A 20,618-nucleotide genomic window follows, 5' to 3' on the forward strand; every position below is an offset into this window, starting at 1 on the left:
TAAAACATGAATTGGCTACGAAACATTCTTATTGGCATACAACATCGGGTTGAGCGATGCATCGTTATACATTTTCATTTGGCGATAGACCTTGAAACGGCGTTTGCCCGAGCCGATGTCTTCCATCATTTCGTCGAACGCCAGGGCCATGTCGTGTTGTTGTTCTAATAACACGTTGAGCTTGGTCTTGGTTTTGGCAATGTGCTCCGCAGAGGCGTCTTTCCGCTCGGTTTGTTCTTTCATGTGGTAGATCTTCAGCATGAGGATGCTCATGCGGTCCAGCAGCCAGGCCGGCGTTTCGGAGTTGATGCGGGCCTGTGGGGCGGGCGTTACGTTCCGGAATTGTTCCAGGAAATAGTCGTCGATCTTTTCCACAAGGTCGGTGCGGTCCTGGTTCGATTTGTCGATGCGCCGCTTGATGGCAATGCCTTCCACGGGATTGATATCCGGAAGACGGATGATGTCCTCCAGGTGCCATTGCACGGTGTCGATCCAGTTCTTCGCATACAGCAAGGCTTCGAAACTGCTGGCGGGATACGGATTTTTTGACGGTGTGTCCACATGGTCGGCCACGTGATAATCGTCGATGCTGCGCTGAAAAACTTTATAGGCGTCGGCTGATGATAGCATATTGAAAAATTAGGGTTGCAATTTAATTAAATTGCCGTGCGCGGAATCGCCCTGGGGGGTCAATTGCCGCCATGAAGTTAGGAAGAGAATCGTATTTAAAAACAATCTGCCCCACACATTGCCATGTCGTCGCATCATTTTGTAAAAGAAGGGCAGGAGCCTGCGTTGTTTGTGTTGGATGCGTTACCCTTCGCCGTCGCGGCATCGTTGCTGGAGTGGGCACCCCTGGTTTTGGTGGCCGAAAGCGCCCTGGAACAGGTACAGGAATGGGGCATTAAAATCGATATCGCACTGGCCACACCCGGCCAGGCGCACCACGCGGCGCAAATGCTCTCAGAACAAGCGCCGGTAACGATAACGGAATTGCTGACAGGAGAATCTTTTTTAACCAAAGGCCTCTCGGTGCTCGCCGACCGGGGCCAGACCGCCGTCAATATTTTATCCACAACGGACGATGTTTTTGAGGAGGCTGCAAAATTTTCTCCCCGTCTCCAGGTATGTATCCTCCAGGAGCACCTGAAATGGTCGGCCATTCCGTCAGGGCAGTTTGAAAAATGGTATCCTGGCGGCGTCCATCTGCATTTGCGTAAAAGCGCGCCTTCCCAGGTGTTCGATCTGCAGGGATTGGAGACGGAAAATGAACTCCTGGTAAACCATCGGCCTGGGCTGGTCAGTATTCGCTCCCGCCAACTCTTTTGGGTGGGCGAAGAGCCATAGACCGGTGTTCAGAAATGGCGATTTCGACCTTTTTTGGCCTTCCGGTGAAAATCTTTTTTCAGCCATAGGGGTAAATCTTTTCCCGATTGTCATAACCCCGAAGCCGCAAAGCCGTAAATTTCGCTGATAACATAACCAAACGCAGTGGAAGTATCGGTAGACCAGCTTATAACAACGCTGAAATCAGGAGATATAACTGCCTTTGAGATGCTATTCCGGACCTACTACCAACCCCTCTGCAACTACGCCTACACCTTCGTCCAGGACCGCGACGAAGCCGAGGAAATTGTTCAATCCACCTTTCTCAACGTCTGGGAAAAACGCGATAACCTGTCCATCCACACCGGCGTGAAACCCTATCTCTACGCCATGGTGCGCAACGCCAGCCTCAACGTGCTGAAACACGAAAAGATCAAACAGCAACATGTGACCATGGAATTGGCCGTGGCCGAACGCAGCGTGGAGTCGGTCACCCGCACCGTGATGGCATCGGAACTGGAAACCAAAATATACAAGGCCATGGACAAACTGCCGGAACAATGCCGGCTGGTGTTCAAACTGAGCCGCTTCGAAGAATTAAAATACTCGGAGATTGCCGAGCAACTGGATATTTCCATCAAAACGGTGGAAAACCAAATGGGAAAAGCATTGAAGATCATGCGCGACCAACTGAAGGATTATCTTCCCTTGCTGATCGTGCTGATGAACGGATTTTTAAACTAAAGACTTGAATACTAACCTGAACGATATTGATGACCTGATTGGAAAATACCTGGCGGGAGAGGCCGGCGCAGAGGAAATTGCCTTTGTGGAATCGTGGGCCAAAGCAGACGAGGGCAACCAACGCTACTTCGACCAACTCAAAACTATTTTCCAGAAGGCAGCCACGGTGAAGGGCTACCAGACGTTTGACACGGATGCCGCATGGAATAAGCTGAAACACTCCATGAAGCACCCGGCCAGGGACAACGTTGTTCCGCTCCGCAGCCGCTCCAGCATGTCCGTCTACTGGCGCGTGGCCGCCAGCATCCTCGTCGTATTGGGCGTGGGATGGTTTGCCTATACCTTCCTGTCGCCGTCCACTACCCCACCCGTGGAGGTGGCCACCGACCGGGCAACCGCTTCCGACACGTTGCCCGACGGCAGCGATGTTTTCCTGAACCGCGAAACGAAGCTCACCTACGCCTACGACAAGAAAAAGAAGACCCACACCGTGAAGCTGAAAGGTGAGGCCTACTTCAACATCCACCACGAAGACGACAAGACCTTTGTGGTACAGATCGCCGACGTCTACATCCGCGACATTGGTACGGCCTTCAACGTGAAAGCGTATCCCGATTCTGAAATTGTGGAAGTGGTGGTGGAGGAAGGAGAAGTGATGTTCTATACCGACAAGGATTCGGGCGTCTATCTGCGCGCCAACGGCAAAGGCATCTATAATAAGAAAACAAAGAAGTTCACCATCGATCAACCCGAAGAAAACGTGCTGTCCTATAAAACGAAATTCTTTAGCTTCAGCGACACCGACCTGGTGACCGTGGCCGAGGCGTTGAATGGAGTCTATGACCGGAAGATCGTGCTGGGTGAGAACATAAAAAATTGCAGGCTCACGGTTTCGTTTAACAATGAAAACCTGGATGCGATCGTGGATGTGATCAAGGAGACGTTGGGCGTGACGGCGAAAGAGGCGGGTGGACAAATCATATTGGAGGGGTCTGGTTGTGCGAATCCGTAAGCATTTTTTGAAAGGAACGACAAGCATCGCCGTACTCTTTCTTTTGTCGATGCCCCTGTTGATGCGCGCGCAAGGATCGCGGGCGCTGTTGGAAAGGACCATCACCGTCTCGTTTACCCAGGAACCCCTGGACATGGCCTTGCGAAAGATCGCACGCGAAGGCGGCTTCACATTTTCCTACAATTCCGCGCTGGTCAATTCCAACCGGCTGATCACGATGAGCTTCACGGCCACGCCGGTGCGCGAGATCCTGGACAAGATCTTTCAGGGCACCATTCAATACAAAGCCCGGAATAAATACATCATCCTCACCAAGGCCGCCACCAGTTCCTCCAGCAGCGATGCACGCTTCTATACCGGCTATGTGGTGGATGAGACCACCGGACAACGCCTGAAGAATGTGAGCGTGTATGACCCGGTTTCGCTCAACTCAACCATCACCGACTCCTATGGTTATTTCGAGATCAAGATCGACAAGCCCTCGCCCAACCTGATCCTGGCCGTAAACAAAGCCAACTACACCGACACCCTGGTAGCGGTGACCGATAAGAACGGCCTGATGAAGATCCCGATTCACATCGACAAAGAAAAGATGCGGATATTGGCCGACAGCGTGAAAGGAAAACTGAAGCGGTTTTGGGAGACCAAGATCATGCAGTCCATCAACACTGCCAACGTGAGCGATACGCTATATCGAAAACAGCAATTTTCGCTTGTGCCCTTTGTGGGAACGAACCACAAGCTGAGCGCCAGCGTGGTGAATGACTACTCCTACAACATTTTCGGGGGCGTCGCCAAAGGCGTGAACAAGTTTGAATTAGGGGGGATCTTCAATATAGACCGAGGCGATGTAAAGGGCTGGCAACTCGCCGGCGCACTCAACGCAGTCGGTGGGCGGGTGAAGGGGGTCCAGATGGCGGGGCTGATCAACGCAGTTAAAGATTCGGTGGCCGGCGTCCAGTTTGCCGGGCTCATCAATGCCGACAACAACTCGTCGGGGAAGTTTTCGGCCGCGGGGTTGTTCAACTACACGCATCGACAATCGTATGGTTGGCACCTGGCAGGGTTAGGGAACATGACAATAGGAGAACAGAAAGGTCCGCACTTAGCCGGACTTTTTAATTTTTCCACCCACGATGCGGGGCCGGCTCAAGTCGCAGGGTTGCTGAATTTCACGGGTGGTAAAATGAACGGCGCGCAACTTGCGGGCCTTTTGAATTTTGCGGCGCGCGACGCTAAGGGAGCGCAAGTCGCGGGTCTGCTCAATGTGGCGGGTTCGACGTTGGAAGGCGCCCAGGTGTCGGGACTGTTGAATTATGCTACACGGGTGAAGGGAACACAGGTCGGGTTAATCAACATCTCGGACACCATCCACGGGGTGCCTGTCGGTTTGTTCAGCTTCGTGTTGAAAGGCTATCACAAGATCGAGTTCTCGGCCGATGAGATTTTTTATACCAATGTGGCCTTTCGCACGGGCGTGCATCAGTTCTACAACATCTTCACGGCAGGCGCCAAACCCAATACGTTCAAAGGCGAAGAGACCACTTGGACCTTCGGTTATGGTGTAGGCACCGCGCCCCGGCTGAACCGGTGGCTGAGCCTGAACGTGGACCTCACGTCCAACCAGGTGTTGAAGGGCAACACCATTGAGGGCGTGAACATGATCAACAAAGTTTTTGTGGGTGTGGAGATGGAACCGATACGCAAGGTCGCCTTGGTGGTTGGCGTGACGCTGAACGGTTATGTGACGGACACGAAATACTCGAACTATCCTGAGTTATTTACTGACTATACGCCAAACATTTTTTACGATCACACCTACAACAACGGCATGAACATGAAGATGTGGTTGGGTGGGAAGATCGGGTTGCGGTTCTTGTAGCGGCGAAGACTTAACCGTCGCCTGCCCTCGCCAATATTTATTTGATCATCCTTTGCGTGCGATTGCCATGATATGAGGACTCATCGCGATGATGTCTTCATTTGTTTCTACCATATGTAAAACCTTTTGCAATTTTGCCATATACGTTGCGTCTTTGGATTTTGTTTTTATGTCGTCGATGAACCATCCAAAACTTTCAATGGCTGTTAGGTTTTCAAACGTCAGCCCGCTTTCCGCGATCTCGCTTTTTATTTCCGATGGCGTATGAAGATAGGCTGTGGTGAAGTATTCTAAATTTTCGGTTTCGTTTAAATGAATACCGGTTTTTAAATCGTCGATGAGCATTTTTTCAAAATGGTCATTGTTAATTAGGTCCCTCCTAAATCCATCAAGCAAAGAAGCGTACCTTGAAATGACGGCCGCCAAAAGGACGCCGCCAGGTTTTAGTATTCGCTTTGCTTCGGACAGTGCTTTTAGCCGTTCTTTTTTATCGGTCAAATGATAAAGCGGTCCTAATAAAAGAACTAAATCGAATTGTTCTTTTTCGAAATTCAGATCCGTGGCGTCTCCTATTTCGGAACGGGTGAGTTGTATTCCAGTATCCTTGGAGTGCTTATTTACCAATTCGATATTCTTTGGAGACAGATCTACGAGGCTGACTTCATGTCCTTTTTCCTGGAGCCAAAAGGCATAGTAGCCCGCGCCTCCTCCGATGTCGGCAATGCGCATTTTGTCTTTTAATAGAAATCTGCTTATGATTTCCTTGGTTCTGAGTCCCTCGAGTTTAAAGGCTTCGAGCTCCAATCGGGATTTTTCGATTTCGTGGGAATAGAATTGTTTGATTTTGTCTCTTTCCATGGCGTTGGGTCTTTGACATTACGGCTAACGAATCTAGAAAGTTGCGCGGCCACGCAATGGAGTGTGCGGTTTTGTTGTGAGCTGGCGTCATGGGTGTTGTTGGAAAACTAATTATTCCATTTTGAGATACTTGAAATTTCGTAGATATTGGCTAGCATAACTGCGATTCTGCCCATGTACAACCTTGGCCGGTACCACATTTTAATATTCTCTGATGACAAAGGAAGAGCACAAACAACACGATAAAGAAACGGAAAAATCAATTAAGGAGATTGTTGAAAAACACGGTTGGTATATAGCGCTATTTCAGTCGACCGCCTATTTGCCATCATTTGCCTACACAATCGGGCTTTGGGAGACCTTTGGGCACCCTGAGATCATTTCCCTTGGGCTCAAAACAGAAACACTAGGCGCTATTCTCAATATAGCTGGCGACAAAGTTAAGTCTGGGGATATCATTCAGACCTCACATGATTACGATGATTTTTTTAAAAAAGGTAGGACTCAATTCATTAGCGTTCACGGGGAAAATCTAAAGGACTACTTTGGATACGGTCTTTGGTACAACGACCATGAAACATTTCCGGCTTTGCAATTGGTTTGGACAGACAGATCGGATCGCTTTCCTTGGGATGCTGACTTTGAAGAGGAATTTGTTTACAAACAACCTTTGCTAGACAGAAACGTGGACTTTAAATTCAGAGAAGCAAAAAATTTAGCGACTTTCACGACAAGGCAATGGCTGGAGCTTCGAAAGCCTATTCTTCGGGTAGTTCACGACATTGACGGAGACTGGCAATTTCTCACGGGCGACCAAATGCCAGAGGACATAAAGATCGTGGCGCTAGAACAATTGATTCTTCGTGACAGGACTCTCAACGAGGTATTTAGCCTAGACTATGGAGAGGCTGCAGAGCGAAAATCCATCGGCGCACAATGGACACGTAGCAAAATTGAAGAGGAATGAATCTTCAGGCAATTGTAACAGGGAATAAGGCGTAGATGAATAGCCTGCCGCCAATAACATGACCAACAACATTATACTCTTTTTGATACTGTTTAGTGTCACCGTAACCGGTAAGGCGCAACAGCGGATCAATCCAAAAGACTCTGTTGACATTAAAAACCAAATTGAGGGTTTTTACACATGGTATGCAGGGCTGATCAGGGATAAAGAATTGAATATAAAATTCAATCCAAACTTCGTCAAACTTAAAAATGGAATGACAACGCTGGATTTCAAAAACTATCGGGAGGGCTTAAAAAAATACGGATTCGCGAATGACTTTATTGAAAGAAAATTAAACGACTACAAACCCTGTGTTGACAATTTGAAATCAATTCCGTTTGGCACTTTGGCCGGCCTCGAATTGGATGACCTTGAAAGCATAAAGTGTGCGTTCTCCAATACGTATGAATGGGGCGCAGGAATGGACCCCATCGACGGGGCGGAATTAGTTGGACTCAATAAACTAAGCGATGGCAAAATTGAAGCGACAATTAAATTCAGATCGGTTGATGGGGATAAAGAGTATATGGCAGGGACTAGCACATTTACGTTAATAAAACACAAGGCTCATTGGCTGATAAACGACTTTAAATAGTGAAATGAGTTCAACGCGCTATCGGAAGGCGGTTAATGAGTATTGTGCTGTGTAATATCTACATCAAATGAAAGTAAACTATACCCCATATATTTTTGGGTTACTCTTTGTCATTGGACTTACTGCAATGGTCAATTATTATTATAAAACCCCATGGGAAGCCGGCCTACCGTCTGAGTTTGCGGAGAAGAGGGTTAGAGAGGTCTTGATGGATACGAGCGAGAGGTCGTGGGCAAAGGTTTACCACAACAGTACCCTGATCGCGACAGCTGAGACTGCTGTAAAAATTGCCGAACCGATATTATTTGAGGTGTATGGAAAAGAGCGAATCTTGAGCGAACGACCCTATGGCGTTCATAAAATAGGCGGCTATTGGTTTATATCGGGTTCAGTGCCTAGGCTTTCCGACGGTGGGGGGTTTGAAATCATCCTCGATGCTAGAGATGCTAAAGTAATGAGCATTGTACATTATAGATGATTGCATAAAATCGACAGGTAAATAGTTAATTGTGTTATTATTTTAAAATATGAAGATGGCATACATAATAATTCTGGGACTAGTGATAGCAGGCGGCCTGGCTTATTTTCTTTTTGTGAAAAAGAATCCCCCCGCTGCGGCCCCACAGAATAACCCCTACAAAGATTTGCGAGGACAAATTTTCTCAGTGACGCCCGAACAGATCGGACTCGCCCATGCAGGTGACGAAAAGCCTTATGCCATTGTAATGGACATGGGAATGGCGGAAGGAACAGCGACTTTAGTGTCTATCATTGATGGGAATGCAAGTATGTATTTAAGTTCAGGTGGTGGAGTCATTGGAGGGTACGCACATGAGAATGTTAGAAACGCAGCGATTGACTTTGTTAACATGGGCCAGGACTACATAGGTAAAATGGTGTCGGTTGACTCATTCCCTTTGCCGAAAGCGGACTATGTGAGATTCTACATTTTGACCAATAAGGCGAAATATTCAATTGAAGAAGACATTGGAAAAATCGAGAATGGCAAGTCTGACTGGGGACCATTATTCTTTGAGGGAAACAATGTGATAACGGCGCTAAGAATGACTACAGGACAAAAATAGCAACGGGCCTTGTTGAACAGTTAAATGATTTGGAAAAAGATAGCTAAACACTAAATAGAGCAAGAATTATGTCTGATTTTATTTTAAAATTTTGGCCGAAGTCCGAGGTAAAAGAGGTAAAGACAGAAAAGTTAAAATCCGAACTAAATAGTTCAAAGATCATTGGCGAACCGACTGAGTTTTGGGGTAAGCCTGCTTTTAAACCGGGACAATTAATCCATGAATATTTGGAGCCCCAATTGGACAGGAGTAATTCTTACTTTGATACAATTTCTATTGTTGTATCGGATATGGACTACGGTGTTTTGCAAGGAGAAGAGGATTTTGAATTTATCGACAGAATGAATGTTATTTCCATCAAAGGTGGAGAGGGAGGATTTGATAAATGGGACAAGATGTGTGATAAATTGAAATCAATTACGGGAGATGAATACGAAGGTGGTTGGGAATTGTTGTAGTACCGGGAAAGAAAAGCAACAACATGGGACTATTTAACTTATTTAAAAAAACGCCAACCATTCGGGACGACTTCTTTGGGACATTGACCTTTATCAACTTTAAAGACGTGACAAAGAATTACTTTGAAGGAAAGGGGAAATTCGAGCCAACAGGTGAAATAATAGAATATCTCATCGATGGAGATCTAAGTGGCCTGACAAATGACCAGAAAACATTTTATAATAAGATTCAAAACTCGTACGACGAGATCATCTCAAAGATAACCCCACTCATTGAGGACGAGTTTAAAAATTGGAAAGAAGACTTTCAGATCAATGACTTTAAAAAGGAATTTAGTTTGGTAGCAGTTGCAATTCCAAGACTGCCGTCCGAGCTGATAGTTTGGAACATATCGTTCGATACCATCCACGACGAAAATCATCAAATCACGGTGGAGTTTAAGGATTTTGAACCAGAAAGTATTTCATTTGACGGTTGAAAGGCGGCCACGCGCATAACATTGAGAACAATGACCCCTTGATAGAACAGGCAAAAAAAAAGTAAAAAGAACAGAAATGCCATGCAGCTGATAAGGCCGAAAATAATTGGAACGCTCAGGATACGGACAATGATGGCTGGAAATTATGCGGTAGTAAATGATATAAAGAGTTCACCAAACAAAATAATCATTCCATGTCGTTCGATAGAGCATGGGCAGGAGATTATTAAAGCGATTAAAGAAACTAAAGCTGGTGAGACGATCTATTTGCAGGAAATATGATTGACCGCCGCGGCGGTCAAGTCGAATCAGCTTCAAGCCAAGCGGATCGTATGATGATAAATTTTGTATTCCATAAACAATCAGAATAACTCATGAGATTTACACAAACATTTTTAAAAGCAAAACACTGGCATTTGTTCCTGCTGACCTTTGGGATACCGATGATTTTTCAATTTGTCATGATGGGGACAATGTTTGCGAGTATTGCTGGTGGAACGCAACCTCCCGATCCATCTAAACTATTTAATTTCTTTAAATTCATTCCTGTGCTGATGATTCTATTCATGGGAACACTTTTTGGTTGGTTTTGGTCGATTGCCATGGGACTTCAGGATAAGGTTCCTGCTGGCGTTAAAATGAAAACGACAAAATTTAAAATCTTCTTTTTTATTCCCATTGTTTACCTGCTATTGTTCTCCATCGGTATTTCGATGATGATGGGCACTTTGCCTGTCATGATCGAGAACGGCGGCAAACCCAATATTGGGCTCATAGGAAGTATGGTAGGGATTATTTTTCCTTTGCATTTTTTTGCAATGTTCTGTATTTTTTACTCTAATTATTTTGTGGCCAAGACATTTAAGACAGTTGAGCTTCAGCGGGAAACTGCATTTTCGGACTTTGTAGGAGAATTTTTTATGATTTGGTTTTACCCGATTGGCATTTGGATCATTCAACCTAAGGTCAACAAAATGGCTGAGGGTGGTAAAGCGTCGTAACGTATTTGTTTTATATTGGTCGACAGAAGCAATTGGCCAGATGAGCAGAAGAGAGAAACCCATATTGTTAATCTTAGCAGGAGTAATAACAACTCTTTTTGTTTATATGGCCGTGAGACTGGCAACAAGCGATGCTGCATTTTCAATTGTCCCCGGTTGGCACACCACGATTTACCCCCGTGACATTATGGTAACAATTTTTACCATCGTGTTTCTCGTAACGAGTTTGCTGATCTATTTAATTTTTAGGGGGACAATAAAGCTTTTGACCGCATTATGGACAAGATTGAGATCATAAATGACTTCAAACGGCTATTGAACCATATAGTGGCGTGGAGTCAGACTTAAGGCGGAATACAAACTGATAAATTTTCAACAAAGCCATTTTCGACATTGGAATACATAATCCATAAGAGTAAAAACGGAGAGGCCATCAAGGGGGCTAGATTTAATGTCCTGTTAAAAAATCATGGAGGGTTTACGCTTATTGATTTAGACGTTTATGCCGACGGAGAACTCGACTGCCTCGGCCCCATCACGTTGGATAAAGTGAGAGACCACTTTAAGACCGGTAGATTAACACTGACATTGCCGGCAAAAGAAAAACTTTTTATACCCTACATAGGATATGTGGTGGCTCAATACTCAACAAACACGCCAGGCGGAGGCCATGAGAAATTTTTAGAGTCAATCGAGATCACAATCCAAAAACTGAAGTCAAATGAAAATGTTGAGGATGTTGCGTCGGATTGCATTTTAAACTTCAAAGAATGGTTGATCAACCCAAGTGATGAGAATTTTGAAAAGCTGAAGCACTCCTATCTAAAGTTACCCGAAGGGAGAAACGCGCTATTTGAAGTGGATCATAAGGACCCATTAATTAAGTTAATGAACGGCGGGGCCATGCCGACGCGGGAGCAACGGGAATATTACCTCACGGACTATTTCGACGGTGAATGGATTGATCTTCAATAAAAAAGTAAAAGAGCTCCATGGATAAAGAAATGACTCCCAATACTATAATCGAGCTTGAAAAGTGGATGAAGGAGAACTGCTTCAATTTCAACGGCTACTCCATCAATGGTAATTCAATTGACGAAGGACTTGGGATCGACAAATTCGGTAGCCTTTTTGTTTGGTACTATACTGAACGTGGACAAACAGATAATCTGAAATATTTCCGAACGGAAAAGGAAATTGTTGAATTCGCCTTTAACGAAATCAAATCAGATAAATGGGCCAACAGACATTGCATTGGCTTCACAACTGAAAAAACGGAGGCAAAGGAACTGACTGACAAACTCAACGAACTAAATGTTGAATACACCCAAGACAAGATTCCATACAATGGACCAAATCAACCAGCGTACATGACATTTGTTCTTGGCTGCGACATCAATAAGGTGAGCCATCTAAAGGACAGATATTATAAAAGGAAATGATATAGATCCCGATGGGAACGTGAGCCTAACTTCCTTGGTTCGAAAAATGATGCCGTGAGACCCTGAAATTTCCTATTGCGCACTCGCCAACACAAATCCCGGTGCCGGACGCTTACCCAACTCCTTCAGCAACTTGGCATGACCCAACAACGCTCCCCGGAATGTGGGTTCTGCTTTGTAAGGAAGTCCAAATTCCTCGGCAGTAGCCTTTACGATCTTGGAGATATGCCGATAGTGAACATGGCAAACATTAGGAAAAAGGTGATGTTCCACCTGAAAATTCAATCCGCCCACATACCAGGAAAGCAGACGATTCTTATTGGCGAAATTGGTGGTAGTGTGCAATTGGTGTATAGCCCACGAGTTTTCCATATTGCCCTGATCATCAGGCAGCGGAAATTCCGATCCGTCGATCACGTGGGCCGGCTGGAAAATAACGGCCAGGATGAAGCCTGCGATGTAGTGCGCCGTGGCGAAGCCGATCAGCCACTGCCACCACGTAATGTCCATCACCACCATGGGAATGACTAGTATATAAACGAAGTAAATCGTTTTCGTCGCGATGAGAATGATCCATTCAGCCACCACGTTGGCCTTCTGTTTTTTCACCATACCGTCTTTTTGATAGCGGGTGAGTCGGGCGAAGTCTTTGTGAAACACCCAAACGATGGTCATCAATCCGTAGAAGAACCAGGCGTAGAGGTATTGGAACTTGTGGATGGCTTTATAGGCACTGTGGGGCGTCATGCGGAGGATGCCGCGGGGGCTGATGTCTTCGTCCACATCGTGAATGTTCGTGTAGGTGTGGTGCAGCACGTTGTGTTGCACTTTCCAGTTGAAGGCGCCGGCGCCGATCACATTCAGGGAATAGCCCATCATGTTGTTCACCCAGCTTTTGTTGGAATAGGCGCCGTGGTTCGCGTCGTGCATAACGGACAGGCCGATGCCGGCAATGCCAAAACCCATAACGGCCGCCAGTCCCCACATAGCCCAACCGTTCACAACGGTACCGGTGAGTAACAGGATGTAGGGAACAAAATAGAGGGAGTACATAAAAACCGTCTTGACCTTCATCTCCGCATTTGCATAACGACTGATGTTATTGTTTTTGAAATAGTCGTTTACACGGCGGTTCAGTGTTGAAAAAAAATCGGCCCGGTTGGATGAAAATCTGATGCTGTTGGCAGTTCTCATGTGATGTTAAGGATCTTTTGTACTGGAAGTCTTTTGGATGGATAACAGAACAATGGAGTTTTAAAAGTAGCGAGAATAAAAGGATAAACGAGTGTTAGGCCATCACTTAAATTTCTACAAGCTGCTTCGGGGAAATCAAGGGTCTGCAACGCATCGATACAACGGTAAAAATACACCTGAAATTGTACAGGTTTCCGTGTAGTAAATGCGCACATCTTACATCGGTGCGAATAGTCCTGGAAGCGAAATTATTTTAGCTCGGCCAGCACGGTCTTGCCGCCTTTCGTCACGTCGCCGATCTTCACAACGATCTTGGCGTCCAAAGGAAGATAGATATCAACGCGGGACCCGAATTTGATAAATCCGAATTCGTCGCCCTGCTGCAGCTTTTGATCTTGTTTAACATACCACTTAATACGGCGGGCCAGTGCGCCGGCGATCTGGCGGAAAAGAATTTCCACGCCGTCTTTCATTTTCACCACCACGGTGGTCCGTTCGTTTTCGGTGCTGGATTTGGGGTGCCAGGCCACCAGGTATTTGCCGGGATGGTAGGCAAAATAGCTGATGATGCCGCCAACGGGCATGCGATTGATGTGGACGTTCACCGGCGACATGAAAATGGACACCTGTTTTCTGCGGCCTTTCAGATATTCGGTCTCCTCGGTCTCTTCGATCACCACCACTTTGCCATCGGCCGGTGCAAGCACCTGGTTTTCATTCTGCTGGATCTTGAAGAGGGGTATGCGGAAGAACTGGAGGATGATGAGGTAGAAGATAATGCTGACGCCGATCACCGTGTTTTGCACCGCCGCGTTGCCGGGCATGTAGTAGGCCACTGCCCAGTTGAGGGCGAAAAGAATCAACAACAGGACAAAAAGTAAAGTACGGCCTTCGCGGTGTATCGTCATGATCGGTTCTGGTTTAAATGATCGTTAAAAAAATGAGCAAGCCTTGTTAAAAGCTTGCTCGTAAAGTTAAGGCTAAATTGGGATTCGCACCAATTAGTAGCCGCCGCGGAATTTGTATGTTTTCGACACTTTGTCGATGGCCACCATGTAGGCCGCGATGCGGAGGGGTACTTTATAATCCTGGGCGGTTTTGTACACATTGGTGAAGGCATCCTTCATGATCCGGTCCGACCGGCGGTTCACGCGGTCGGCGGTCCATTTGTAGCCGAGGCGGTTTTGTACCCATTCGAAGTAGGAAACCGTCACCCCGCCGGCGTTGGCCAGGATGTCGGGCACCACCACGATGCCTTTTTCATTAATGATGCTGTCGGCGCGCGACGACGTGGGGCCGTTGGCGCCTTCCACGATCAGTTTTGCTTTGATATTGGGAGCATTCGAGCTGGTGATCACATCTTCGGTGGCGGCGGGCACCAGCAGGTCGACGGGCAAGGTGAGCAAGTCGTTGTTGCTGATCTTTTCGGCGCCTTCAAAACCATCGAGCGAGCCCTTTTTATTGTCGCGGTATTCGATGGCCTTCATGATGTCGATGCCATTGGCGTTGTAGTAGGCCCCGGAAAGGTCACTCACCGACTGCACCAGCAGGCCGCGTTCGTGCAGCAGGCGCGCGGCCCACGAGCCCACGTTGCCAAAACCCTGCACAGCGCAGGTGGCCTTGTAGGGGTTGATCTTCATTTTTTCCATGGCCGCCATGGCCGAAACCATCACACCGCGGCCCGTAGCTTCCGTGCGGCCCAGCGACCCGCCCATTACCAGCGGCTTGCCTGTGACCACCGCGTGGGTGGTCATGCCCTGGATCCGGGAATATTGGTCCATGAGCCAGGCCATTTCGCGGGGGCCGGTACCCATGTCGGGTGCGGGAATGTCTTTGTCGGGGCCAAACACGCTGGCCATTGCCTGGGTGTAGGCGCGCATGAGACGCTCAATTTCGCCGGCCGACATTTCACGCGGGTTACACGTCACGCCGCCTTTGGCACCGCCATAGGGGATGTCCACTACGGCGCATTTCCAGGTCATCCACGCGGCCAGGGCCTTCACTTCGTCGAGGTTCACGGCGGGGTCGAACCGGATGCCACCCTTGGAAGGGCCCAAGATGGTGGAGTGGATGACGCGGTAGCCTTCGAATACTTTTATCGTGCCGTCGTCCATGGTCACGGGCAGGGAAACGATCACCTGCCGGGCCGGATTTTTCAATACGTTATAGATCTCTTCTTCCAAACCCAGGAGCTGCGATGCTACCTGGAACCTGGACATCATGGCTTCAAAGGGATTCTCTTTGTCTTTCAGCGGGGCCGGTTCAATGTATGCCATAAAAATGGGGTGAGCGTTTACGATAGAGAAGTTAGATTATTTTTTGGTGCGGAATTTCGTCTTTTTTCTGAACGATGAACGGGGAGATCAAATTCATTTCCGAAAACGGTTGCAAAGTTAATTAAATTCAATTCTCCCCCGACTTTTTGATGGAAAAACCATCCCTCGTTTTGCCTCCGGACCACCGGCGGATTACAAGATTTTGTGAACAGTTGAAGGTTTGAATTTTTGTTCTGCCGATAGCCAGAACGGTGGAGGAAAATTTTGTTTGCAGCTTCCATTCTCATACCCGGTCCGTTTTTTCCTTTCGCAGGGTCTCTAGTTCGGTCACGTCGGCCTGGAGACCGAGGATTCCCATCTCATTTAACGGATCGATGTGGAAAGGCATCTTTATGGTGTGCAATATTTTTCCACCGTCGGGGTGAATGTATTCGGTCCGGCCGGTGGCGATGATCTTGTGTTCGGCCTCCAGCCAGTCGGACGCGTCCTGGGCGCTGTAAAAATCGAAGTCCGATTTGCCGATGAGTCCTTCGGGGGAATCGAATCCGTGAAAGCGCGACACGGCATCGTTCACCACAAAGAATTTTCCATTGTATTGCTTGAGGAAGACCTTGAGCGGGATCTCGTTGAGGATGCGGATCAGCATTTTGCGCGTGGCCTCCATGGCAACATTCAGCTTGTCGAGTTCGGTTTCTTTGTTCTTGATCTCGGTGATGTCGTTGATAAAAACCAGGATGCGCTCAACGCCATCGTTGCCCTGCAGCGGGTAGAAACCCGTGCGCAGCCAATGCTGGTTCTTTTGCGAATCGTGGAAAGTGAACACGTGCTCGGCGGAATCGCCACTCTGTACGGCACGCCAGGCGCTGGCAAACGTCTGAACGTTCTGGTCATCGCGGGTGAGCAGGCTCTCGAATGATTTTCCATAGAGGTCCTGGGCGGTGAAGCGCAGGGTTTGGAGGAGACGGTCGTTCAGCTTGAGGATGTTGCCCTGCAGGTTCAACTCGGCCGTGGCGGTGAGTGTGTTGATGGCTTTGAAGAGCTCTTCCATTTCCAGGTTCACCTTGCGCATGTCTTCCTGGGTAACATAAAGCTCCTCCATGTTCTGCCGCATGCGCTCTTCCTGGTCTTTCATTTCGCGCTCGCGGCTCAGGGATTTATCGAGCAACTTTTTGGTGTCCTCACTAACGCGCACGGTGGAGATGCTTTGTGCCAGGGCTTCCGCGGCTTTTTCGATGAGGTCGAGTTTATATTTTTTAAACGGCTTGAACGCAGCCAGCTCGATCACGCCCAGCGTTTCTTCTTTCACTTTCAAGGGCACCAGGAGAATGCACTGCGGATTGGAGGCGCCCAGGCCGGAGGTGATGTTGATGTAATCGTCGGGCACCTTGGTGAGATAAATGGAATGTCCTTCCAGGAAGCATTGGCCCACCAAACCTTCGCCGGGGAGAACGGTTTTTGTTAAATATTTTTTTCGCTCGAATGCATAGCAAGCGGAAAGCTCCAGGTGGCGGTCGTCGTTCAGAATGAATACGCCGCCTTGGTTGGCGTCGACGTATTGAATGAGCTGCGAGATGAATGCGTCGTTCAGCGCTTTTATTTCCGTGTGCGACCCCATGATCTCACGAAACCTGGCCAGCCCCTCGTTGCCCCAGCTGCGGTGGCGCTCGTTGTCGGCATCGGTCTTGAATTTTTTGTAGATCTCACTGAGGGAAGTATCCAACAGGCGTTCGCCCGTCACGTCACGGTCGGCATTATATTCTCCGGATTTGATCTTTTGGATGATGTCCGAAACATTTTTTACGAAGTGATCTTTGGTTTCCGTTTCCTGTTGCTGGCGCCGGTCATAGAAATGCTTGCTGGTTGCAAATAACAGGAAAAGGATGAGCCACACGGGGAGCAATTCCAGCAACAGCACGAGTGGTGCCTTCGCATGAAGCGTAGGCCAGGGCGACACTTGCGTGGAAAGCTGGTACACGGCAACGATTGAAAAGAGCAAAGCAACGGATAGGGCGAGAGCAAGACGGCCTTTTATGAAAGGAGTCTTGTTGACAAAGAACGCATTCTCCATGAGCGAAGGATTTAATAAGGAAATATTACAACAAAAACCCATCAAAACCTTTCACTGCACTGTAAAAGAAAGGGTGTCTGAATGATTTTCAGAACGGAAGAGAATGGCGGTCGGACGGAGTGAAATGATCCTGGGGCAAGGAATGATCGGCCAATCGAATAAAAAAATGATTCGACAATGAAGTAAAAATGATTTTTCGGAATAAGCGATTGCCTATGCCCGCACGATCTCCAGGTAGGCCACAATAAACGGCGCGCAAATATACAACCCATCAAAGCGGTCGAGAAAACCGCCATGACCCGGGATGCTGTCGCCGGAGTCTTTGATCTCGATGCTGCGTTTCAACAAGGACTCCACCAGGTCGCCAAAGGTTCCGCCGATGATGATGATCAACCCCACGATCACCCACTGCATCTGCGTAAGGGTGTGAAAGTAGTGGGCGATGCCAAACACAAATGCCAGCGCCAGCAAAGCGCCACCAAAAAAACCTTCCCACGACTTCTTGGGCGAGATGCGCTCGAAAAGTTTTCGCTTGCCAAAAAATGTTCCCGCGAAATAGGCTCCGGTGTCGCTGGCCCACAAGATGAAGAGGCAGCCAAAGATGATCTCATAGTTGTAGGCACCATCCACAAACACTGCTACATTGAGCAAAGCGAACGGTACGCCTACATAAAAAATGCCGAGAAAGGTGAAAGCGATATTGGTGAACGGCTTGCGCTCGAATTTTTTGTAGAGCTTGATCATGTATACACACGACACGATCGGGAAGATCAGAAAATAATACCGGTAGGAGATGTCGCCCTTTTCGACAAAAAAGGAAAGCAAGTAAATGGCTACACCGCAGAAGGTGCCAAACACCTTTTGAGGGACCACGCCATCGAGTCCGGCCAGTTTATAGAACTCCAGCAGCGAGAACAGGCAGATGATAAAAAACACCAGGCAATAGGTCCAGGGACTAAAGCAGATTGCCGCGATGATGCCGGCTGAGCCCAACAGGCCCGCGATGATGCGTTGGGTAAGGTTACTGTATTTGGAGAGCGAGTTCGTCACGATGCAAAGTCGGTTAGCGAAATATGGCAAATGTGCAATTTACAAACGTTAAACTAAAGGTTCTCATCCTGCAGGGCTGAAGGCGAATGAAAATCTTCGATGACGGGAGGATTTTCGCGATAGTGTTTCCAGACAAAATAGAGCAACCCCACCGTGGCTACGACGGCGACCGTCACATAGGGCCAGGGCGCCGAAGTGGTGTCTTCCACGTCGAGACTGGTCACGTTCTGCTGGTTGAGATACACCGTCACCACGGCAAATCCGTTGTTGAAAAAATGAGCAAACATGGGGACCAGCAAATTATTGGACCAGTAATAGAGATAGCCGAAAAGCGCCCCCAGAAACAAGCGCGGAAAGAAACCAAAGAACTGCAAGTGAATGGCGCTGAACAAAAACGCCGACGTCCAGATGGCGACGTGAATATTCTGGGTCGAGCGCCACAGTTCGCGCTGGATCAGCCCCCGGAACACCAACTCCTCGCCGATGCCCGGCAGGATGGCGATGACCAGCACGGCAATCAGCATCTGCCCGACGGACTTAAATTGCGTGAGCGTTTCGGTGAGCTTCGTAGCCATCTCTTCTTTTTCGCGCGCCCAGGTCTCGAAGTCATTCATGAAAGAAGGAAAATGGACCTGGCTATTCCACTCCACCACCGGCGACATGGCCACAATAAACGCCAAGCCTAGCAAGGTGACACCTAGAAGAACCTGACCCAATTTAGGTTGGGCAGGGAAAAACGGTTGCAGGGGTTTATGTTCCAACTGGGTGACGTGAAGGATCGGGAACACGATCAGGCCTACGAATGTGGCAATCCCCTGCACCACCATGACGGCCAGGAAATAGCCGGGCTGGTCGGATTCACTCAACAGGTCGCTCAGCAGGTTGCCCTCATAAAAAGTCGATGCCACGGCCACCCCCAGCAGCGGGCCCATCACCACAAAGCCGATAAAAACCGTGGCCAAAACCAGACACAATGACATAAACGGAGGGCGATTGGAAACCAGCAGGCGGGGATCGAACATTGAATATTTCCTGATTATCTTTGCGCCAAAGATGGTAAAAATAGGTCAAATAGAATTGGGCGAATTCCCCCTTTTGCTGGCGCCCATGGAGGATGTGAGCGACCCGCCGTTCCGCGCTGTGTGCAAGGAAGGAGGGGCCGACCTGATGTATACGGAGTTTATCTCGTCGGAGGGCCTCATCCGCGATGCGGCCAAAAGCCGTCAGAAACTCGACATTTTTGAATACGAACGCCCCATCGGCATCCAGCTTTTTGGCGGCGACATCGGCAACATGGTCGGCTCGGCCGAGATCGCCACGGCCGCCAACCCCGACCTGATCGATATCAACTACGGCTGCCCCGTGAAAGCCGTGGCCTGCCGCGGCGCCGGCGCCGCATTGCTCCAGGACATCCCCAAGATGGTTCAGATGACGGCCGAGATCGTGAAATGTACCCACCTGCCCGTGACCGTGAAAACCCGGTTGGGCTGGGATGATAAAACCAAGAACATCGTAGAAGTGGCCGAACGCCTCCAGGACATCGGCATCAAAGCCCTCACCATCCACGGCCGTACCCGCGTGCAGATGTACAAGGGCGAAGCGGACTGGACCCTGATCGCCGAGATCAAGAACAACCCCCGCATGAACATCCCCATCTTTGGCAACGGCGACGTCGATACGCCCGAGAAAGCCCTGGAATACCGCAACCGGTTTGGGGTGGACGGCATCATGATCGGCCGCGCCGCCATTGGCTATCCCTGGATCTTCAACGAGATCAAACATTTTTTCAAGACCGGCGAAAAACTCGGCGCCCCCGGCATGGCCGAACGCGTGCGCGCCACCAAAAAACACCTGGAATTTTCCGTGCGCTGGAAAGGCGACCGGCTGGGCATTTTCGAAATGCGCCGCCACTACTCAAACTACTTCAAAGGCATACCCGATTTCAAACCTTTTCGCACGCGCCTCGTGGAAGTGGAGACGGAAGCCGAAATAATGGCCATTCTGGATGAGGTGGTAGATGCCTACGCCTCTTCGCTGGTCACGGTCTAACTACGCAAGAATCAGGTTTGATGGGGAACCGAAACCCGCCACTTTTGGGTTAAGACGATCCACAGTTGTCCTCGTATTTTTTTTGATCCA

The 20,618-nt window shown here is 48.5% G+C and carries 23 protein-coding genes; 14 read left to right on the plus strand and 9 right to left on the minus strand.

Annotation, left to right across the window (positions count from 1 at the left end):
• Positions 1 to 15: 15 nt before the first annotated feature.
• Positions 16 to 630: a DUF4254 domain-containing protein gene (locus tag BUB30_RS28000; RefSeq protein WP_073141321.1), complete on the minus strand. Its 615-nt coding sequence runs from the start codon at positions 628 to 630 to the stop codon at positions 16 to 18.
• A 123-nt stretch (positions 631 to 753) separates the two neighbouring features.
• Here BUB30_RS28000 and BUB30_RS28005 point away from each other — a divergent pair, with 123 nt between their 5' ends.
• The 4 genes from BUB30_RS28005 (at position 754) to BUB30_RS28020 (ending at position 4,964) form a co-directional block, all read left to right on the plus strand.
• Positions 754 to 1,347 (plus strand): hypothetical protein, encoded by a 594-nt coding sequence (locus BUB30_RS28005; protein WP_073141322.1) that lies wholly within the window; start codon positions 754 to 756, stop codon positions 1,345 to 1,347.
• A 144-nt stretch (positions 1,348 to 1,491) separates the two neighbouring features.
• Positions 1,492 to 2,070: an RNA polymerase sigma-70 factor gene (locus tag BUB30_RS28010; protein WP_073141324.1), complete on the plus strand. Its 579-nt coding sequence runs from the start codon at positions 1,492 to 1,494 to the stop codon at positions 2,068 to 2,070.
• A gap of 4 nt (positions 2,071 to 2,074) precedes the next feature.
• Positions 2,075 to 3,082 carry a FecR family protein gene (locus BUB30_RS28015; protein WP_073141326.1) on the plus strand — a complete coding sequence of 336 codons (1,008 nt, stop codon included), beginning with the start codon at positions 2,075 to 2,077 and terminating at the stop codon, positions 3,080 to 3,082.
• A gap of 7 nt (positions 3,083 to 3,089) precedes the next feature.
• Positions 3,090 to 4,964 carry an STN and carboxypeptidase regulatory-like domain-containing protein gene (locus tag BUB30_RS28020; protein ID WP_143165119.1) on the plus strand — a complete coding sequence of 625 codons (1,875 nt, stop codon included), beginning with the start codon at positions 3,090 to 3,092 and terminating at the stop codon, positions 4,962 to 4,964.
• 45 nt (positions 4,965 to 5,009) lie between these two features.
• Here the strand turns inward: BUB30_RS28020 and BUB30_RS28025 are convergent, their stop codons facing one another.
• Positions 5,010 to 5,822, minus strand: a complete 813-nt coding sequence (locus tag BUB30_RS28025; RefSeq protein WP_073141332.1) for a class I SAM-dependent methyltransferase — start codon at positions 5,820 to 5,822, stop codon at positions 5,010 to 5,012.
• Positions 5,823 to 6,036: 214 nt separating this feature from the next.
• Between BUB30_RS28025 and BUB30_RS28030 the strand changes: the two genes are divergently transcribed.
• From BUB30_RS28030 to BUB30_RS28070, 9 genes are all read left to right on the plus strand, one after another.
• Positions 6,037 to 6,789, plus strand: a complete 753-nt coding sequence (locus BUB30_RS28030; protein ID WP_073141334.1) for a DUF4262 domain-containing protein — start codon at positions 6,037 to 6,039, stop codon at positions 6,787 to 6,789.
• A gap of 58 nt (positions 6,790 to 6,847) precedes the next feature.
• A complete protein-coding gene (locus BUB30_RS28035; protein WP_073141336.1) occupies positions 6,848 to 7,426 on the plus strand; it encodes a hypothetical protein in 579 nt (192 codons plus the stop codon).
• A gap of 67 nt (positions 7,427 to 7,493) precedes the next feature.
• Entirely contained in the window at positions 7,494 to 7,904 is a 411-nt protein-coding gene (locus tag BUB30_RS28040) for an NTF2 fold immunity protein (protein WP_084138447.1), read from the plus strand.
• Positions 7,905 to 7,959: 55 nt separating this feature from the next.
• Entirely contained in the window at positions 7,960 to 8,511 is a 552-nt protein-coding gene (locus tag BUB30_RS28045; RefSeq protein WP_143165120.1) for a hypothetical protein, read from the plus strand.
• Between the two features lie 68 nt (positions 8,512 to 8,579).
• Positions 8,580 to 8,969, plus strand: a complete 390-nt coding sequence (locus tag BUB30_RS28050; protein ID WP_073141342.1) for a hypothetical protein — start codon at positions 8,580 to 8,582, stop codon at positions 8,967 to 8,969.
• Entirely contained in the window at positions 8,954 to 9,448 is a 495-nt protein-coding gene (locus BUB30_RS28055; protein WP_143165121.1) for a hypothetical protein, read from the plus strand. Before BUB30_RS28050 ends, BUB30_RS28055 begins: the two co-directional genes overlap by 16 nt.
• Positions 9,449 to 9,822: 374 nt before the next feature.
• Positions 9,823 to 10,449: a hypothetical protein gene (locus BUB30_RS28060; protein ID WP_073141346.1), complete on the plus strand. Its 627-nt coding sequence runs from the start codon at positions 9,823 to 9,825 to the stop codon at positions 10,447 to 10,449.
• A gap of 393 nt (positions 10,450 to 10,842) precedes the next feature.
• Positions 10,843 to 11,424, plus strand: a complete 582-nt coding sequence (locus tag BUB30_RS28065; protein WP_073141348.1) for a DUF7638 domain-containing protein — start codon at positions 10,843 to 10,845, stop codon at positions 11,422 to 11,424.
• A gap of 17 nt (positions 11,425 to 11,441) precedes the next feature.
• Positions 11,442 to 11,891, plus strand: coding sequence for a hypothetical protein (locus BUB30_RS28070; RefSeq protein WP_084138448.1), 450 nt, complete (start codon positions 11,442 to 11,444; stop codon positions 11,889 to 11,891).
• A 72-nt stretch (positions 11,892 to 11,963) separates the two neighbouring features.
• On the opposite strand, the gene BUB30_RS28075 is transcribed toward BUB30_RS28070, so the two are convergent.
• The 7 genes from BUB30_RS28075 to BUB30_RS28100 all read right to left on the minus strand — a co-directional run bounded on the left by BUB30_RS28075 (position 11,964) and on the right by BUB30_RS28100 (position 19,459).
• On the minus strand, positions 11,964 to 13,085 hold the full coding sequence (locus BUB30_RS28075) for a fatty acid desaturase family protein (protein ID WP_073141350.1): 1,122 nt from the start codon (positions 13,083 to 13,085) through the stop codon (positions 11,964 to 11,966).
• 248 nt (positions 13,086 to 13,333) lie between these two features.
• The gene (locus BUB30_RS28080) at positions 13,334 to 13,993 is read right to left on the minus strand and encodes a phosphatidylserine decarboxylase family protein (protein ID WP_073141352.1); all 660 of its coding nucleotides are present in this window, start codon (positions 13,991 to 13,993) and stop codon (positions 13,334 to 13,336) included.
• 93 nt (positions 13,994 to 14,086) lie between these two features.
• On the minus strand, positions 14,087 to 15,361 hold the full coding sequence (locus BUB30_RS28085; RefSeq protein ID WP_073141354.1) for a Glu/Leu/Phe/Val family dehydrogenase: 1,275 nt from the start codon (positions 15,359 to 15,361) through the stop codon (positions 14,087 to 14,089).
• Positions 15,362 to 15,378: 17 nt separating this feature from the next.
• Positions 15,379 to 15,648, minus strand: coding sequence for a hypothetical protein (locus BUB30_RS34955; RefSeq protein ID WP_143165122.1), 270 nt, complete (start codon positions 15,646 to 15,648; stop codon positions 15,379 to 15,381).
• Positions 15,645 to 17,429, minus strand: coding sequence for a PAS domain S-box protein (locus BUB30_RS28090; RefSeq protein ID WP_073141356.1), 1,785 nt, complete (start codon positions 17,427 to 17,429; stop codon positions 15,645 to 15,647). Before BUB30_RS28090 ends, BUB30_RS34955 begins: the two co-directional genes overlap by 4 nt.
• A 213-nt stretch (positions 17,430 to 17,642) precedes the next feature.
• Complete coding sequence (locus tag BUB30_RS28095; RefSeq protein WP_073141358.1) at positions 17,643 to 18,479, minus strand: phosphatidate cytidylyltransferase; 837 nt, start codon at positions 18,477 to 18,479, stop codon at positions 17,643 to 17,645.
• Positions 18,480 to 18,532: 53 nt separating this feature from the next.
• Positions 18,533 to 19,459: a CPBP family intramembrane glutamic endopeptidase gene (locus BUB30_RS28100; protein WP_178377220.1), complete on the minus strand. Its 927-nt coding sequence runs from the start codon at positions 19,457 to 19,459 to the stop codon at positions 18,533 to 18,535.
• A 73-nt stretch (positions 19,460 to 19,532) separates the two neighbouring features.
• Between BUB30_RS28100 and dusB the strand changes: the two genes are divergently transcribed.
• Positions 19,533 to 20,528, plus strand: coding sequence for a tRNA dihydrouridine synthase DusB (gene dusB, locus BUB30_RS28105; protein ID WP_073141362.1), 996 nt, complete (start codon positions 19,533 to 19,535; stop codon positions 20,526 to 20,528).
• The last annotated feature ends 90 nt before the right edge of the window (positions 20,529 to 20,618 follow it).

Origin of the sequence: Chryseolinea serpens, from assembly GCF_900129725.1 — a bacterium.
GTDB lineage: Bacteria > Bacteroidota > Bacteroidia > Cytophagales > Cyclobacteriaceae > Chryseolinea > Chryseolinea serpens.

Coding starts and splice junctions, on each gene's coding strand:
- BUB30_RS28000 (WP_073141321.1), bottom strand. CDS start 630: ATGCTATCATCAGCCGACGCCTATAAAGTTTTTCAGCGCAGCATCGAC.
- BUB30_RS28005 (WP_073141322.1), top strand. CDS start 754: ATGTCGTCGCATCATTTTGTAAAAGAAGGGCAGGAGCCTGCGTTGTTT.
- BUB30_RS28025 (WP_073141332.1), bottom strand. CDS start 5,822: ATGGAAAGAGACAAAATCAAACAATTCTATTCCCACGAAATCGAAAAA.
- BUB30_RS28030 (WP_073141334.1), top strand. CDS start 6,037: ATGACAAAGGAAGAGCACAAACAACACGATAAAGAAACGGAAAAATCA.
- BUB30_RS28035 (WP_073141336.1), top strand. CDS start 6,848: ATGACCAACAACATTATACTCTTTTTGATACTGTTTAGTGTCACCGTA.
- BUB30_RS28040 (WP_084138447.1), top strand. CDS start 7,494: ATGAAAGTAAACTATACCCCATATATTTTTGGGTTACTCTTTGTCATT.
- BUB30_RS28045 (WP_143165120.1), top strand. CDS start 7,960: ATGGCATACATAATAATTCTGGGACTAGTGATAGCAGGCGGCCTGGCT.
- BUB30_RS28050 (WP_073141342.1), top strand. CDS start 8,580: ATGTCTGATTTTATTTTAAAATTTTGGCCGAAGTCCGAGGTAAAAGAG.
- BUB30_RS28060 (WP_073141346.1), top strand. CDS start 9,823: ATGAGATTTACACAAACATTTTTAAAAGCAAAACACTGGCATTTGTTC.
- BUB30_RS28070 (WP_084138448.1), top strand. CDS start 11,442: ATGGATAAAGAAATGACTCCCAATACTATAATCGAGCTTGAAAAGTGG.
- BUB30_RS28075 (WP_073141350.1), bottom strand. CDS start 13,085: ATGAGAACTGCCAACAGCATCAGATTTTCATCCAACCGGGCCGATTTT.
- BUB30_RS28080 (WP_073141352.1), bottom strand. CDS start 13,993: ATGACGATACACCGCGAAGGCCGTACTTTACTTTTTGTCCTGTTGTTG.
- BUB30_RS28085 (WP_073141354.1), bottom strand. CDS start 15,361: ATGGCATACATTGAACCGGCCCCGCTGAAAGACAAAGAGAATCCCTTT.
- BUB30_RS34955 (WP_143165122.1), bottom strand. CDS start 15,648: ATGAGAATGGAAGCTGCAAACAAAATTTTCCTCCACCGTTCTGGCTAT.
- BUB30_RS28090 (WP_073141356.1), bottom strand. CDS start 17,429: ATGGAGAATGCGTTCTTTGTCAACAAGACTCCTTTCATAAAAGGCCGT.
- BUB30_RS28100 (WP_178377220.1), bottom strand. CDS start 19,459: ATGTCATTGTGTCTGGTTTTGGCCACGGTTTTTATCGGCTTTGTGGTG.
- dusB (WP_073141362.1), top strand. CDS start 19,533: ATGGTAAAAATAGGTCAAATAGAATTGGGCGAATTCCCCCTTTTGCTG.